The sequence below is a fragment of the Streptomyces sp. SolWspMP-5a-2 genome (assembly GCF_900091845.1).
Taxonomy (GTDB): Bacteria; Actinomycetota; Actinomycetes; order Streptomycetales; family Streptomycetaceae; genus Streptomyces; species Streptomyces doudnae.
On the sequence record NZ_FMCI01000055.1, the window covers coordinates 29,568 to 44,936 of the forward strand.

General features: G+C 72.7%; 12 protein-coding genes. 6 read left to right on the top strand and 6 right to left on the bottom strand.

Translation table 11 applies throughout. The features are described from left to right. Nucleotide 1: 1 nt before the first annotated feature. From GA0115242_RS05420 to GA0115242_RS05435, 4 genes are all read right to left on the bottom strand, one after another. Nucleotides 2-877, bottom strand: coding sequence for a carbohydrate ABC transporter permease (locus GA0115242_RS05420; protein WP_093825059.1), 876 nt, complete (start codon nucleotides 875-877; stop codon nucleotides 2-4). Then, complete coding sequence (locus tag GA0115242_RS05425) at nucleotides 874-2,256, bottom strand: extracellular solute-binding protein (protein WP_370672252.1); 1,383 nt, start codon at nucleotides 2,254-2,256, stop codon at nucleotides 874-876. The genes GA0115242_RS05420 and GA0115242_RS05425 overlap by 4 nt, the downstream gene beginning before the upstream one ends. A 155-nt stretch (nucleotides 2,257-2,411) precedes the next feature. Next, nucleotides 2,412-3,110, bottom strand: coding sequence for a response regulator (locus GA0115242_RS05430; RefSeq protein WP_093825063.1), 699 nt, complete (start codon nucleotides 3,108-3,110; stop codon nucleotides 2,412-2,414). Further along, complete coding sequence (locus GA0115242_RS05435) at nucleotides 3,107-4,771, bottom strand: sensor histidine kinase (protein WP_093825065.1); 1,665 nt, start codon at nucleotides 4,769-4,771, stop codon at nucleotides 3,107-3,109. The genes GA0115242_RS05430 and GA0115242_RS05435 overlap by 4 nt, the downstream gene beginning before the upstream one ends. A gap of 195 nt (nucleotides 4,772-4,966) precedes the next feature. On the opposite strand from GA0115242_RS05435, the gene GA0115242_RS05440 reads away from it, so the two are divergent. Continuing rightward, nucleotides 4,967-6,358: a cation:dicarboxylate symporter family transporter gene (locus tag GA0115242_RS05440; protein ID WP_256089372.1), complete on the top strand. Its 1,392-nt coding sequence runs from the start codon at nucleotides 4,967-4,969 to the stop codon at nucleotides 6,356-6,358. Nucleotides 6,359-6,461: 103 nt separating this feature from the next. Here GA0115242_RS05440 and GA0115242_RS05445 read toward each other — a convergent pair whose 3' ends face one another. Continuing rightward, nucleotides 6,462-7,079, bottom strand: a complete 618-nt coding sequence (locus GA0115242_RS05445) for a TetR/AcrR family transcriptional regulator (RefSeq protein ID WP_093825069.1) — start codon at nucleotides 7,077-7,079, stop codon at nucleotides 6,462-6,464. 136 nt (nucleotides 7,080-7,215) lie between these two features. Here GA0115242_RS05445 and GA0115242_RS05450 point away from each other — a divergent pair, with 136 nt between their 5' ends. The 5 genes from GA0115242_RS05450 (at nucleotide 7,216) to GA0115242_RS05470 (ending at nucleotide 13,128) form a co-directional block, all read left to right on the top strand. Further along, nucleotides 7,216-9,021, top strand: a complete 1,806-nt coding sequence (locus GA0115242_RS05450; protein WP_237548866.1) for a DHA2 family efflux MFS transporter permease subunit — start codon at nucleotides 7,216-7,218, stop codon at nucleotides 9,019-9,021. Nucleotides 9,022-9,102: 81 nt separating this feature from the next. Continuing rightward, nucleotides 9,103-9,876 carry a DUF2127 domain-containing protein gene (locus tag GA0115242_RS05455; protein WP_093825071.1) on the top strand — a complete coding sequence of 258 codons (774 nt, stop codon included), beginning with the start codon at nucleotides 9,103-9,105 and terminating at the stop codon, nucleotides 9,874-9,876. Nucleotides 9,877-9,982: 106 nt separating this feature from the next. Continuing rightward, the gene (locus GA0115242_RS05460; RefSeq protein ID WP_093825073.1) at nucleotides 9,983-10,369 is read left to right on the top strand and encodes a MerR family transcriptional regulator; all 387 of its coding nucleotides are present in this window, start codon (nucleotides 9,983-9,985) and stop codon (nucleotides 10,367-10,369) included. A 14-nt stretch (nucleotides 10,370-10,383) separates the two neighbouring features. After that, nucleotides 10,384-10,710, top strand: a complete 327-nt coding sequence (locus tag GA0115242_RS05465) for a thioredoxin family protein (RefSeq protein WP_093825077.1) — start codon at nucleotides 10,384-10,386, stop codon at nucleotides 10,708-10,710. Nucleotides 10,711-10,830: 120 nt separating this feature from the next. Further along, entirely contained in the window at nucleotides 10,831-13,128 is a 2,298-nt protein-coding gene (locus GA0115242_RS05470; protein WP_093825075.1) for a HelD family protein, read from the top strand. A 22-nt stretch (nucleotides 13,129-13,150) separates the two neighbouring features. On the opposite strand, the gene glgB is transcribed toward GA0115242_RS05470, so the two are convergent. Continuing rightward, nucleotides 13,151-15,369 (bottom strand): 1,4-alpha-glucan branching enzyme (gene glgB, locus GA0115242_RS05475; protein ID WP_237548873.1); only part of this gene is annotated, 2,219 nt, incomplete at its 5' end.

Sequence of the window (15,369 nt, forward strand, 5' to 3'; positions counted from 1 at the left end):
CTCAGACCTCCGTGCGCAGCAGGCGCAGATAGACGACGGAGAACAGCGAGCCGACGACGAGCAGCAGCAGCGCCACCGCGGTGCCGTAGCCGATCATGCTGTTCTGGAACGCCGTCTCGTACATGAACAGCGGCAGCGTCTGGCTCCGGCCGCCGGGGCCGCCCCTGGTCATCACCCAGATCAGCCCGAAGACCGAGAGCGTCTGGAGGGTGTTGAGCATCAGGTTGGTGCCGATGGAGCGCCGGATCATCGGCAGCGTGACGTGCCACCACAGGCGGCGGCCGCGGGCCCCGTCGACCTCGGCGGCCTCCTCGACCTCCCGCGGGATCTCGTTCAGGGCGGCCGAGTAGACGAGCATCGAGAAGGCCGTGCCGCGCCACACGTTGGCGAACGACACGGCGAGGATGGGCAGGGTGAACAGCCAGTTCTGGGACGGCAGATGGAGCTGGGCGAGAAGGGCGTTCAGGGTGCCCTCGCGGCGGAAGAACGCGTACAGCAGGAACCCGGCGACCACCTCGGGCAGCACCCACGCGGTGACGACGACGCCTCCGGTGAGGGTGCGCACCGGCTTCGAGGCCCGCCGCATCAGCGCGGCCAGCGCGAGGCCCAGGGTGTTCTGCCCGAGCAGCGACGACACCACGGTGAACACCAGTGTCAGCCATACGGCGTTGAGGAACGCGTCGTCGCGGAAGGCCCGGCGGAAGTTGTCCAGGCCGACGAAGGACGCGTGGGCCTGCCCGGTGAGCTGGAGGTCGGTGAAGGCGATCCAGGCGCAGTAGGCGATCGGTCCCGCGAGGAAGAGCAGCAGCAGGACGACGGCGGGGGAGAGCGGGAGGGCGCGGCCGAGCGAACGCAGGCGGCGGTGGCCGCCGTTCACCCGCGCACGACCTGGCCGCCGGTGGCGTCGTCGAGGGCGTCGTCGTACCCGCTCGCCGCCTTCGCCACCGACAGGTCCCCCGTCGTGACGCCCTCCATCGCCTCCTGGATCGCGGTGGACACCCTCGGGTAGGCCGGGTACGCGGGCCGGTAGTGGGTGTCGGCGACCAGGCCGGTGAAGAACGCGAGACCGGGCTGCGCCTTCAGGTAGGCGGGGTCGGCGGCGACGTCCTCGCGGACCGCGATGCCCGAGTTGGCGACGTACCACTTCCGGGCGCTCTCGGCGGTCTGCAGCGTGGTGATGAAGTCGAAGGCCAGGTCGGGGTTGCCCGCCTTGGCGGGGATCGCCCAGGTCCAGCCGCCCGACATGCTGACCCGGCCGGGCGCCTGGCCGTGCTGGGTGGGCATGGCGGCCAGCCCGAGCCGGGTCGACCACTGCGGCCAGGCGTGGCCCGCGCCGGGCAGCCAGTCCTGCGGCAGCCACGAGCCGTCCAGGTCGATGGCGAGCTTGCCCTTGGGCAGCAGGTCGCCGCGCACGACGGTCTGGATGTTGGGGTCGAGGGCGGTCGCGACGTCGGGTCCGAGCTTCTCCCGGTAGACGGTCTCGACGAAGGACAGCGCGTCCCGGAAGCCCTTGCCGCCCGCGATCCACTTCTTCGACGCCGTGTCGTACAGCGGGTCGCTGCCGCCGTCGCCGGTGCCGTACAGCAGCATCTCGAAGGTCTGCATGGTGGCGGCCTCGCCCGCGGGCTTGCCGGTGTAGACGTTGAGCGGGGTGACGCCGGGGACCTTCGCCTTGACGGCGCGGGCGGCGTCGAGGACGTCGTCCCAGGTCTTCGGGTGCCAGTCGGCGGGCAGGCCCGCCTTCTCGAACAGCACCTTGTCGTACCACAGGCCCCGGGTGTCGGTGCCGTCCGGGACGCCGTAGGTCTTGCCGTCCTCGGCGCGGGCCGCCGTCTTCGCGGTGCCGATGAACCGCCGCCAGTCCGGCCACTTCGCGAGATAGGCGTCGAGGGGCTTCAGATATCCGCTGGTGATGTCCGAGTTGATGAGGAAGGTGTCCTCGTAGACCAGGTCGGGCGCGGTCTTGGGGGAGCGCAGCATCTGCTGGAGCTTGGTGTAGTACTCCGAGTCCGGCGCCTTGATCGGCAGGAGTTCGACCTTCTTGCCGGGGTACTTCTTCTCGAACTGCCTCTTGACGTCCGCGAGATAGGTGTCCATGACGTGGACCGAGTTGTCCGTGGACTGCTTGAAGGAGACCTTCACGGTGTCCGGGTCGCTGCCGGACCCGCCGCCGCAGGCGGTGAGGGCACCGGCGGCCAGGGCGAGCGCGAGCAGGGCGGTCAGGCGGGGGCGGGCGGCGGTGGGGCGCACGGGCACGACCTCCTAGGGGCCGGACATCGTTGTCGGCCCAGACGGTTGCCCGGTGAACGTAGGAGGCGCGGTCGGCAGAGGTCAATGCGTCTGCGGGGTTTGTCTTCCGCCCGCCCGGGGGAGCCGCCCCCCGGTCGTCGCCCGGGGGAGCCGCCCGCCCGTCATCGCCCGGGGGGTGTGCCCCGGTCCCAGCGGTAGACCAGCTCCGGGCGGCCCACCTGGCCGTACTGCGGGCTGCGTCCGGCGCGGCCCGCCTCCACCAGGTGCTCCAGGTAGCGGCGGGCGGTGATCCGGGAGATCCCCACCGCCTCCGCCAGGGCCGCCGCCGTGAGCCCTTCCGCCGCCTCCCGCAGCGCCCCGGTGACCCGCTCCAGGGTCGGCGCGCTCAGCCCTTTGGGCAGCGCGGCCGGGCCCGGGGCCCGCAGGGTCGCCAGCGCCCGGTCCACCTCGTCCTGCCCGCTCGCCTCGCCGGCCGCCGCGTTGAACTCCGCGTACCGGACAAGACGGTCCCGCAGGGTCGCGAAAGTGAACGGCTTCAGGACGTACTGGACGACGCCGAGCGAGACCCCCTCGCGGACCACGGTCAGATCCCGTGCCGACGTCACCGCGATCACGTCCGCGTGGTGCCCGGCCGCCCGCAGCGACCGCGCGAGCTGCAACCCGTGCACGTCCGGCAGGTGGAGATCGAGCAACAGCAGGTCCACGCCGGTGCGTTCGAGCAGCCGCCGGGCCTCCGCGCCGGTGTGCGCCTTGCCGACGGCGGTGAAGCCCGGCACCCGGTTGACGTACAGGACGTGCGCGTCGGCGGCCACCGGATCGTCCTCGACGATGAGGACGCGGATGAGCGGAGCCTGGGTCACGCTTTGCCTCCGGAAACGATGTCGGACCGAGTCTCCCGGTCCGTGGCGGGCCCCCGCGCGCCCGCGCCCAGCGGCAGCCGCACCTCGAACGCGGCGCCGCCGCCGTCGGCCGCGGTCACCGACAGCGTCCCCTCGTGCCGGTGCACCGCCTGGCGCACCAGGGCCAGCCCGAGGCCCCGCCCGCCGGGCCCCGACGGCTTGGTGGAGAACCCGCGCTGGAAGACCCGCTCGGCGTGGTCCGGGTCCACCCCGGCCCCGGTGTCCGCCACCCGCAGCACGAGACGCGACGCCTCGGTGCGCGCCGTCACCGTCACCCGGGACCCCGCGCTGCCCTGGGCCGCGTCGACCGCGTTGTCGATCAGGTTGCCCAGGATGGTGACCAGGTCGCGGGCGGGCAGCGACGGGGGCAGCAGCCCGTCGTCGAGCCCGCTCTCCTCGGAGACGACCAGTTCCACGCCCCGCTCGTTGGCCTGGGCGGTCTTGCCGAGCAGCAGCGCGGCCAGCACCGGTTCGCTCACCGCGGCGACCACCTGGTCGGTGAGCGCCTGGGCGAGTTCCAGTTCGGCGGTGGCGAAGTCGACGGCCTCCTCGGCGCGGCCCAGTTCGATCAGCGAGACGACGGTGTGGAGCCGGTTCGCGGCCTCGTGCGCCTGCGAGCGCAGCGCCTGGGTGAAGCCCCGCTCCGAGTCCAGTTCGCCCATCAGGGACTGGAGTTCGGTGACGTCGCGGAGGGTGACCACGGTGCCACGGCGTTCGCCGCCGGTGACCGGTGAGGTGTTGACCATCAGGACCCGGTCCGCCGTCAGGTGCACCTCGTCCACCCGGGGCTCGGCGGACAGGAGCGCGCCGGTGAAGGGGGAGGGCAGGCCGAGATCGGCCACCGAGGTGCCCACCACGTCCGCCTCGGAGGTCACGCCGAGCAGCTCCCGTCCGCCGTCGTTGATCAGCGCCACACGGTACTGCCCGTCCAGCATCAGCAGTCCCTCGCGCACCGCGTGCAGGGCGGCCTGCTGGTAGTCGTGCATCCGGCTCAGCTCGCCCGCGCTCATGCCGTGGGTGTGCCGCCGCAGCCGCGCGTTGACGACGTAGGTGCCGAGTCCGCCGAGCGCGAGGGCGCCCAGCGCGACGCCGAGCAGCCCGGTCAGCTGGCCGCGCACCCGTTCGCTGATCGCCTCCACTCTGATGCCCGCGCTGACCAGGCCGACCACCTTGCGGTCGCTGTCGCGGACCGGGGTGACGGCGCGGACGGAGGGGCCGAGGGTGCCGGTGTAGGTCTCGGTGAAGGACTGCCCGGCCAGCGCCCGGTCGATGTGGCCCAGGAACCGCTGCCCTATCTGGTCGGGGTCGGGGTGGGTCCAGCGGATGCCCCGCGGGTTCATGATCGTGATGAAGTCGATGTCGGTGTCCCGCATCACCTGGAGCGCGTACGGCTGCAGCTCCGCCGTGGGGTCGGGGGTGCGGATCGCGGAGTGCACGGAGGGCGAGTCGGAGACCGAGCGGGCCACCGCCATCGCCTGCCGCCCGGCCGCCTCCTGCGCCTGGCTCTGGTCGCTGATGTAGGTGAACAGCGCGCATCCGGCCACGACCACCGCGATCAGCACCGCCTGCATGGCGAAGAGCTGCCCGGCGAGGCTGCGGGGGCGGGGGAGCCGGATGTTCATGTCGTCAGTGTGCCTCGCACGTTAAGCGTGAACTAAATGAACGGAAGGGTGACCGCCCTCACAGGGCGGGAGATAGTCACCGCAACACGGATGCGCGACGACTGGTTCAGGCCACCGCTCGATCCCACCGCCCCGCACCCATCCGGACGTGAGCCGCACGCCGGTCCTACCGACGAAGACGTCAAGGAGGCAGCCGTGACGACGTCGACTACGGCACCTGCCGCACCCGCCGCCAAGCGGGACCGCACCCACTATCTGTACATCGCGGTGATCGTCGCGGTCGCCATCGGCATCGTGGTCGGTCTGGCCGCCCCCGACTTCGCCCAGGAGCTGAAGCCGATCGGCACCGGCTTCGTCAACCTGATCAAGATGATGATCTCGCCGATCATCTTCTGCACGATCGTGCTGGGCATCGGCTCGGTCCGCAAGGCCGCCAAGGTCGGCGCGGTCGGCGGGATCGCGCTCGGCTACTTCCTGGTGATGTCCCTGGTGGCGCTCGGGATCGGCCTGGTGGTCGGCAACATCCTGGAGCCGGGCACCGGGCTGCACATCACCGAGGCGATCAAGGAGACCGGCCAGGCGCAGGTCGCGCCGGAGGCCAAGGACACCACCGACTTCCTGCTCGGGATCATCCCGACCACGATCGTCTCCGCCTTCACCCAGGGCGAGGTCCTGCAGACCCTGCTGATCGCCCTGCTGTGCGGCTTCGCGCTCCAGGCGATGGGCCGCACCGGCCAGCCGATCCTGCGGGGCATCGAGCACATCCAGCGCCTCGTCTTCCGCATCCTCGGCATGATCATGTGGGCCGCCCCGATCGGCGCCTTCGGCGCGATGGCCGCGGTGGTCGGCTCGGCGGGCGTGGACGCCCTCAAGGGCCTGGCCGTGCTGATGCTCGGCTTCTACGTCACCTGCGTGCTGTTCATCTTCGTGGTGCTCGGCGCGCTGCTGCGGATCGTGGCCGGTGTCAACGTCTTCGCGCTCTGCAAGTACCTGGCCCGCGAGTTCCTGCTGATCCTGTCCACCTCGTCGTCGGAGTCCGCGCTGCCGCGGCTCATCGCGAAGATGGAGCACCTGGGCGTCAGCAAGCCGGTCGTCGGCATCACCGTCCCGACCGGCTACTCGTTCAACCTCGACGGCACCATGATCTACATGACCATGGCGTCCCTGTTCATCGCGGACGCGATGGGCACCCCGATGTCGGTCGGCGAGCAGATCCCGCTGCTGCTCTTCCTGCTGGTCGCCTCCAAGGGCGCGGCCGGGGTCACCGGCGCCGGTCTCGCGACGCTGGCCGGCGGTCTCCAGTCGCACAAGCCCGCGCTGGTCGACGGGGTCGGCCTGATCGTCGGCATCGACCGCTTCATGAGCGAGGCGCGCGCCCTGACCAACTTCGCGGGCAACGCCATCGCCACCGTGCTGGTCGGCACCTGGACCAAGGAGATCGACAAGGAGCGGGTCGAGAAGGTGCTGGCCGGAGAGCTGCCCTTCGACGAGACGACCCTGCTGGACGAGCACGGCGACGCGTCCGGGAGCGACACCGAGGCATCCCTGCCCGACCAGGGCGGCGAGAAGGAACTCGCCAAGGCCTGACGGTGTGCGAGGCTCCGGGCGGCTGAGGTCTCCCCCGTCGCTCAGCCGCCCGGTCCGGAAGGCCCGGCAGTCCGGAAGTCCAGCAGTTCAGGGGCCCAGAGGTTCAGCGGTTCAGCTTCGCCACCAGCGCGGTGGCGTCGGAGGCGGGTACGCCCGCCGCGGTCAGCAGCGTGACCGCGGCGGAGCTGCCCGCCTCCCGGCTTTCCAGGAGGCCGTCGTTGACGGCCTCCATCAGCGTGAGCAGCATCTGCTCGTGCACGTACGCCAGCGCGGGCGCGGGCAGCGGTGAGGTGAAGACGCCGTCGGCGAGCCCCTGCGCGAGCACCTCGGCGCAGGACGCGCGGACCGGGGCGAGCCGGTCGCGGATGCCCTGCACGGTGACGCTGCGCTGGGCGAGGGCGACCAGGATGCGGTAGCGGTCGGCGACCTCCCAGACGGCGAGCGTGGAGCGGGCCACCGACTCGGCCGGTCCCTCCGCCGCGGCGCGGCCCCCGGCGTGCGCGGCGGCGACCGCCTCCACCGCCCCGTCGACGAGCGTCCCGATCAGCGCGTCCCGGCTGGGGAAGTGCCCGTACACCGTCCGCCTGACGACGCCCGCCGCGCGCGCGATCTGGTCCATCGAGGCGTCCGGGTCGCGCAGCAGCTCGGCGAGGGCGACATCGAGGATCCGTCGGCGGTTGGCGTCGGCGCGGCTGCTGTTACCCGTGGTCATGAGGGTCATTCTGCCTGCCTCCACTCGACTTGCACAGCGTTGTGCAACGAGCATACATTGCACATCGTTGTGCAATTGCTCGGCGCCGTGCGGACCCGCGGCGCCGGGACGTGCCCGAAGTCTGTCGAGGAAGGCCATCCCTGCCATGCGACTCGTCGTGAACCACCCGGTCGAGAGGTCGGACCAGCCCTACGCCCGGCGCTGGTGGGCGCTGCTCGTGCTCTGCCTGAGTCTGCTGATCATCGTGATGGCGAACACCGCGCTCACCGTCGCGGCCCCCGACATGACCCGGGACCTCGGCCTCTCCAGCGCCGACCTCCAGTGGGTCATCGACGGCTACACCGTCCCGTACGCCGCCCTGATGCTGCTGCTCGGCGCGATCGGCGACAAGTACAGCCGCCGCGGCGCCCTCGTCCTCGGCCTGGTGGTGTTCGGCGGCGGCGCCGTCTTCGGCTCCCTCGCGGGCAGCGCGACGACGGTCATCGCGGCCCGCGCCGTCATGGGCCTCGGCGCGGCGCTGATCATGCCCGCCACGCTCTCCCTGCTCGCCGCGACCTTCCCGCGCGCCGAACGCGCCAGGGCGATCGTGCTCTGGACGGCCACTGCGGGGCTCGCCATCGCGGCCGGTCCGCTGGTCGCGGGCGCGCTCCTGGAGCGGCACGGCTGGGCGTCCACGTTCCTCATCAACGTGCCGATCGCGGCCGTCGCCCTGATCGGCGCGTTCGTCCTGGTGCCGCCGTCGAAGGCGGGCCACCACGACCGGATCGACTACGTCGGCGGCCTGCTGTCGGTGGTCTGGATCGCCGCGCTGATCTACATGATCATCGAGGGCCCGCACTTCGGCTGGGGCGCCAAGGCGACGGGCGCCGCGATCGTCGCGGGGGTCGGCCTGGTCGCCTTCGTCCTGTGGGAGCTGCGCCACCCGCGTCCGGTGCTGGACGTCCGCCGGTTCGCCGACCGCCGCTTCGCCGGGTCCAACCTCGCCGTCGCCCTCTTCTTCCTGGCCGTCTTCGGCGCCTTCTACTACCTCACCCAGCACCTCCAGTTCGTCCTCGGCTACGACGCCTTCGAGACCGGCGTGCGGATGCTGCCGCTGGCCGGTGCGGTCTTCGCCGGTTCCGCCCTCACCGGCTACCTGACCCCGCGGGTCGGCATGAAGTGGACGGTCACCGCGGGCATGGTCGGCGGCACCACCGCGCTCGCCCTGCTGGCCCGGGTCGACGCCGGTTCGACCTACGCCGACCTGGTCGCCCCGCTCGTCGTCCTCGGCCTCGCGATCGGGCTGGCGCTCTCGCCCTGCACCGACGCCATCATGGGCGCCTTCCCGGAGTCCGAGCTGGGCGTCGGCGGCGCCGTCAACGACACCTCGCTCGAACTGGGCGGCTCGCTCGGCATCGCCGTCCTCGGCTCCCTGCTGGCCACCTCCTACTCCGACCACCTCGCCGACGCCGCGGGCGGCAGCCGGTTGCCCGCCGCCACGCTGGCCACCGCGCAGGACTCGGTCGGCGCGGGGTACGCCGTCGCCCAGGGGATGGGCGAGAAGGCGCGGGCCCTGGCCGGGCAGGCCGCCCGTGCCACCGACCCGCAGCAGGCGGCCCAGTTGAAGGAGCAGGCCACCCAACTCGCCCAGGGAGCACGGCAGATGGCCGACGCGGTCGGCTCGTCCTTCTCCGACGCGGTGGCCCGTACCAGCCTGATCGGCGCGGTCGTCCTCGGCGTCGGCACCGTCCTGGTGGGGGTCCTGCTGCCCCGCCACGACCGACCCGGCACGGACGCGGACACGACGGACGGCACGGACGCGACGACGGGTGCGGACACGACGACGGCGGGTCCGGCCGCGGACGCGGACGCGGCGGAGGGAACGGCTTCGGACGCGGCCGCGGACGCGAAGGCGGGTCCGGCGGACCCGGCGCGGGACGGGGCCGAGGGCGCCGTCTCCGGCAGCCGCTGAACCCTTACCCACTTCTTAACCGTCTCCACTAGCGTGCCGCGCCTGCTCACAGGCGCGGCACGTCCGTTGGAGGCACGGGGGATGACGATCGACTGGGACCGGCGGACCTGCGCCCGGCGCGGACACGTGACCTACGCGCCGGAGGACCCCCGGCTGCGGGTCAGGCTGCGCGCCGACACCGCGCTCGGGGAGGTCTGGCGCTGCCTGCGCTGCGGCGACTTCGCGCTCGGCGCCCCGCACGGCTCGGGACCGGCCGCCGACGCGCCCCTGGTGCCGCGCGGCACCGTCCTGCGGGACCTGTTCATCCTGCGGTTCCTGGCCGTCGAGCGGGCCGTGCGGGGCGTGTTCATCGTGCTGGTCGCGGTGGCCGTGTGGCGGTTCAGCAACAGCCGGGACGCGGTCCGCCGCCTCTTCGACGAGTACCTCGACGTCCTCCGGCCGGTCTTCCGGCACTTCCACTACGACCTCGACCACTCGCCCGTCGTCGGCACCCTCCAGAAGACCTTCGGCTACCGGCACTCCACCCTGCTCCTGGTCGCCGGACTGCTGCTCGCGTACGCGCTGGTCGAACTGGTCGAGGCGGTCGGCCTCTGGTACGCCAAGCGCTGGGCGGAGTACCTGACGGTGGTCGCCACCGCCGCCTTCCTGCCGCTGGAGATCTACGAACTCACCGAGCACGTCAGCGGGTTGAAGATCGCCACGCTGGTCCTCAACATCCTCGCCGTCCTCTACATCGCCCTGGCCAAGCGGCTGTTCGGGCTGCGCGGCGGGCGCCGCGCCTTCGACGAGGAGCGCCGCAGCGCCTCGCTCCTCGAAGTGTCGGGCAGCGCGGGCATGGCCCCCCTCCCGCGCTGACGCCGTCCTTCCGGGTGCCCGGCGCGCCGGACGGCGGCGGTGACGGCGGTCCCGGGCCGCGCCGGGTGTTGCCCTGACGTCGGCGTCAAGGACTACGTTCGACGGCATGCGAATCGGCGAGCTGGCCGCACGGGCCGGGACCACCACGCGGACCCTGCGGTACTACGAGTCGCGCGGGCTGCTGTCCGCGCGGCGCGCGCAGAACGGCTACCGCAGCTACGACGAGGGCGACCTGCGGCTGCTGCGGCAGATCAGGACGCTCCAGGACTTCGGGTTCGACCTGGAGGAGACCCGGCCCTTCGTGGAGTGCCTGCGCGCCGGACATCCGCAGGGCGACACCTGCCCGGCCTCGCTCGACGTCTACCGGCGCAAGCTCGCCGAGCTGGACGCGCTGATCGGCGACCTGCGCGCGGTGCGCGCCGAGATCGGGGTGCGGCTGGCGTCGGCCGGAGGCGAGGAACCGCTGTGCGAACTGGAAGGGCCGAAGTTGTGACGACGACCGCGGACGTGACCGAGGTGACCGACGGGAATTTCGCCGAGGAGGTGCTCGGATCGGAACTCCCGGTGCTGGTGGAGTTCACCGCCGACTGGTGTCCGCCGTGCCGCCAGATGGCGCCGGTGCTGCGCGCGCTGGCCGCCGAGGAGGCCGGCCGGATGCGGATCGCGCAACTGGACGTGGACCACCACCCGCGGACCACGAACGCCTACAAGGTGCTCTCCATGCCGACGTTCATGCTGTTCAGGGACGGTGAGCCGGTGTGTTCGCTGGTCGGCGCCCGTCCGAAGCGGCGGTTGCTCGCGGAGCTGGAGGACGCCCTGCGGCCCTCCCGGTAATTCCGCCCCAGGACACCAGAAATCCCCCGGACGTTGCGTCCGGGGGATTTCTTTGGGTATATTCATTGATTCGTGACTTCTATATCAAGACGTCACGAACAGGCTTGATGGGGCCATCATATGCGGGCGGGAGTGGAATTGTCAAACAGGGAATTTCCGGACGGTGAAATCCGCCGGGAACAGGAATTCATCGACGGGCTGTACGCCCATGTCGACGCCCTGCGCGGCGACACCGAGGCGGGCGTCACCGACGCGCTCGCCCAGGGCGCCACACCCATGCAGGCCCGGCTGGAGCGGGACATCCTGGTCGCCGAGCGCTCCGGACTGCTCGCCGCGCTGAACGCCGTCGACGGGTCGCTCTGCTTCGGCCGCGTCGACCTCGCCTCGGGCGCGAGCCACCACATCGGCCGCATCGGGCTGCGCGCCGACGACAGCGCGCGCACCCCCCTCCTGATCGACTGGCGGGCCGAGGTCGCCCGCCCCTTCTACCTCGCCACCGGCCACACCCCGATGGGCCTGCGCCGCCGCAGGCACCTCACCACCGACGGCCGCACCGTGACCGCGCTGCACGACGAGATCCTCGACCTGGGCGACGCCACCCGCACCGGACACGAGGACCCGACCGGCGACGCCGTCCTGCTGAGCGCCCTCGACTCGGCGCGCACCGGCCGGATGGCCGACATCGTGCGCACCATCCAGGCCGAGCAGGACGAGATCATCCGCGCCCCGCACCGCGGCGTCCTGGTCGTCGAGGGCGGCCCCGGCACCGGCAAGACCGCCGTCGCCCTGCACCGGGCCGCCTACCTGCTCTACGAGCACCGGGAGCTGCTGGCCCGGCGCGCGGTCCTGATCGTCGGACCCAACCCCGCCTTCCTCGGCTACATCGGCGAGGTGCTGCCCGCGCTCGGCGAGACCGGCGTGCTCCTGGCCACCGTCGGCGAACTCTTCCCCGGGGTGCGCGCGACCGCCACCGACACCCCGGAGGCGGCCGCCGTGAAGGGCCGCGCCGCGATGGCCGACGTGCTCGCCGCCGCCGTCCGCGACCGGCAGGCGCTGCCCGACCCGGTCCTCACCGTCGAGCACGACCGCGAGGTCCTGATGCTCGACGACGGCCTGGTCCAGGTCGCCCGCGACCGCACCCGCGCGGCCGGGCTGCCGCACAACGAGGCCCGCGAGCACTTCGAGGGCCACATCCTCAACACCCTCACCGACATGGTCGCCGAACGCATCGGCACCGACCCGTTCGACGGCGGCAACCTGCTCGACCCCAGCGACATCACCCAGATCCGCGACGAACTCGCCGAGAACCCGGAGGTCTGGTCGGCGATCGACCTGCTGTGGCCGCGGCTCACCCCGCAGCGCCTGGTCGCCGACCTGCTCGCGGCCCCCGAGGAGCACCTCGGCGCCGCGGACGCCGACGCCGTCCGCCGCCCGGTGACCCGCGCCTGGACGGTCGCCGACGTCCCGCTGCTCGACGAGGCCGCCGAACTCCTCGGCGTGGACGAGCGGGTGGGCCGGGCCCGCGCCGACCGCGAGCGCGAGACCCGGATCGCCTACGCGCAGGGTGTCCTCGACGTCTCCTACGCCTCGCGCACCTACGAGTTCGAGGACAAGGAGGACGGCGACCCCGACGGCTCGGAGGTGCTGTCGGCGCACGACGTCATCGACGCCGCACGGTTCGCCGAGCGCCACGAGGAGGAGGACGTCCGCAGCGCGGCCGAGCGGGCGGCGGCCGACCGGAGCTGGGCGTTCGGGCACATCATCGTCGACGAGGCGCAGGAGCTGTCCCCGATGGCCTGGCGGCTGCTGATGCGGCGCAGCCCGACCCGCTCGATGACGCTGGTCGGCGACCCGGTCCAGACCGCCGAGGCGGCCGGGGTCGGCTCCTGGTCCGACATCCTCGCGCCGTACGTCGAGGACCGCTGGGCGCACGCCCGGCTGGGCGTCAACTACCGCACCCCGGCCGAGATCATGGAGCTGGCGGCCGGAGTGGTCAGGGCCGCGCACCCCGGCTTCGAGCCGCCCAGCTCGGTGCGGGCCACCGGGGTGCGGCCCACCGTGCGGCAGGTGCCGGGCGACGCCCTGCCCGCCGCGGTCGCCGAGGCCGTCGCCTCGCTCACGCCCGCCGAGGGCCGCCTGGCGGTGATCGCGCCGCGCGACCTGCACCGGGCGCTGGCCGCGCGGCTCGACGGGGTGACGGCGGGCGCGGAGCCCGACCTGACCCGGCGGGTCGTGCTGCTCGACCCCCGACAGTCGAAGGGCCTGGAGTTCGACTCGGTGCTGGTGGTGGAGCCGGGCCGGTACGGCACGAGCGACCTGTACGTGGCCCTGACCCGGGCCACCCAGCGGCTCGGGGTGCTGCACACGGGCCCGCTCCCGGCGGGGTTCGGGACGGCGGCCGCCGGCGGCCGGGACTGACCCCGGCCGCCGGCGGAGGGGCTCACGCGGGCCGCAGCCAGACCGTGGCCAGCGGCGGCAGGGTCAGCCGGATGCTCGAACCCTGGCCGTGCCAGGGGTGGGGCTCCGGCTTCAGGGCGTCCGGGTGGACGACGCCGCTGCCGCCGTAGCGCGCCGCGTCGGTGTTCAGGACCTCCTGCCAGGCCGGGACGTCCTCCGGGACGCCGACCCGGTAGTCGTGGCGGACCACGGGGGAGAGGTGGGTCACCGCGAGCAGCGGGCTGCCGTCGGCGGCCAGCCGCAGATAGGCGAGGACGTTGTCGTCGGCCGAGTCGCCGGTGATCCACCGGAAGCCCGCGGGGTCGGTGTCGCGCTGCCACAGGGCCGGGGTGGCGGTGTAGACGGTGTTGAGGTCGCGGACGAGGTCGCGGACGCCGCGGTGGTCGGCCTCGGCGCCGTAGGCCGGGTCGAGCAGCCACCAGTCCGGGCCGTGCGCCTCGGACCACTCGGCGCCCTGGGCGAACTCCTGTCCCATGAAGAGGAGTTGCTTGCCGGGGTGGGCCCACATGTGGGCGAGGTAGGCGCGCAGGTCGGCGCGTTGGCGCCACCAGTCGCCCGGCATCTTGGAGACCAGGGACCGCTTGCCGTGCACCACCTCGTCGTGCGAGATCGGCAGCACGTAGTTCTCGCTGTACGCGTACACCATCGAGAACGTCATCTCGTGGTGGTGGTGCCTGCGGTGCACCGGCTCATGGGCCATGTAGGCCAGCGAGTCGTGCATCCAGCCCATGTTCCACTTCATGCCGAAGCCGAGACCGCCGGTGTCCGTGGCGCGCGTGACGCCGTCCCACGCCGTCGACTCCTCGGCGATCGTGACGACCCCCGGCACCCGCCGGTACAGCGTCGCGTTCATCTCCTGGAGGAACGCCACCGCGTCCAGGTTCTCCCGGCCCCCGTACGCGTTCGGCGTCCACTGGCCCTCCTCGCGCGAGTAGTCGAGGTAGAGCATCGAGGCGACGGCGTCCACCCGCAGCCCGTCGATGTGGAACTCCTCGCACCAGTACACCGCGTTCGCCACCAGGAAGTTGCGCACCTCACGGCGGCCGAAGTCGAACTCCAGGGTGCCCCAGTCGGGGTGGGCCGCCCGCAGCGGATCCGCGCTCTCGTACAGCGGACGCCCGTCGAACTCCGCCAACGCCCAGGCGTCGCGCGGGAAGTGGGCCGGGACCCAGTCCATCAGCACCCCGATCCCGGCCCGGTGCAGCGCGTCGACCAGGAACCGGAAGTCGTCCGGGGTGCCGAGGCGGGCGGTCGGCGCGTAGAAGCCGGTGACCTGGTAGCCCCACGACCCGCCGAACGGATGCTCGGCGACCGGCATCAGCTCGACGTGCGTGAACCCCAGGTCGCGCACGTACCCGGGCAACTGGTCGGCCAGCTGACGGTACGTCAACCCAGGGCGCCAGGACGGCAGATGGATCTCGTAGACGCTGAACGGCGCCTCGTGCGGCGGCACCTCGCCGCGCCGGGCCATCCACTCCCCGTCCCGCCACTCGTGGTGCGCGGCCGTCACCACGGACGACGTCGCGGGCGGCACCTCGGTGCGCCGGGCCATCGGGTCGGCGCGCTGGGTGCGGGTGCCGTCGGGACCGGTCAGCTCGAACTTGTACAGCTCGCCCTCGCCGACCCCCGGCACGAACAGCTCCCACACCCCGGAGGACCCCAGCGACCGCAGCGGGAAGCCGGTGCCGTCCCAGAAGTTGAAGGTGCCCGCGAGGCGCACCCCGCGCGCGTTCGGCGCCCACACCGCGAACCGGGTGCCGGACACGCCCTGGTGCACCGTGGGATGCGCGCCGAGCGCCTTCCACAGCTCCTCGTGCCGTCCCTCGCCGATCAGATGCAGGTCGAGATCGCCCAGCGTCGGCAGGAACCGGTAGGCGTCCTCCACCTCCGGTTCGGCGCCCTCGTACCCGACGAGCAGCCGGTAGGCGGGGACCTCCGGCAGCGGCAGCAGCCCGGAGAAGAAGCCGTCCCCGTCGTCGTGCAGGGCCGCGCGCAGCCCGTCCCCGACGACGGTCACCGACCGCGCGTACGGCCGGAACGCCCGGAAGACCACCCCGCCCGCCACCGGGTGCGCCCCCAGCACCGCGTGCGGCTCGTGGTGCGTGCCGTGCAGCAGCCGCTCCCGGTCCACGGCGTCCGGCGCGGTGGAGACGGCGACCTCGACGGGCGGTACGGCGGCCGGCGGGGGCGCGGGGAGAGGGG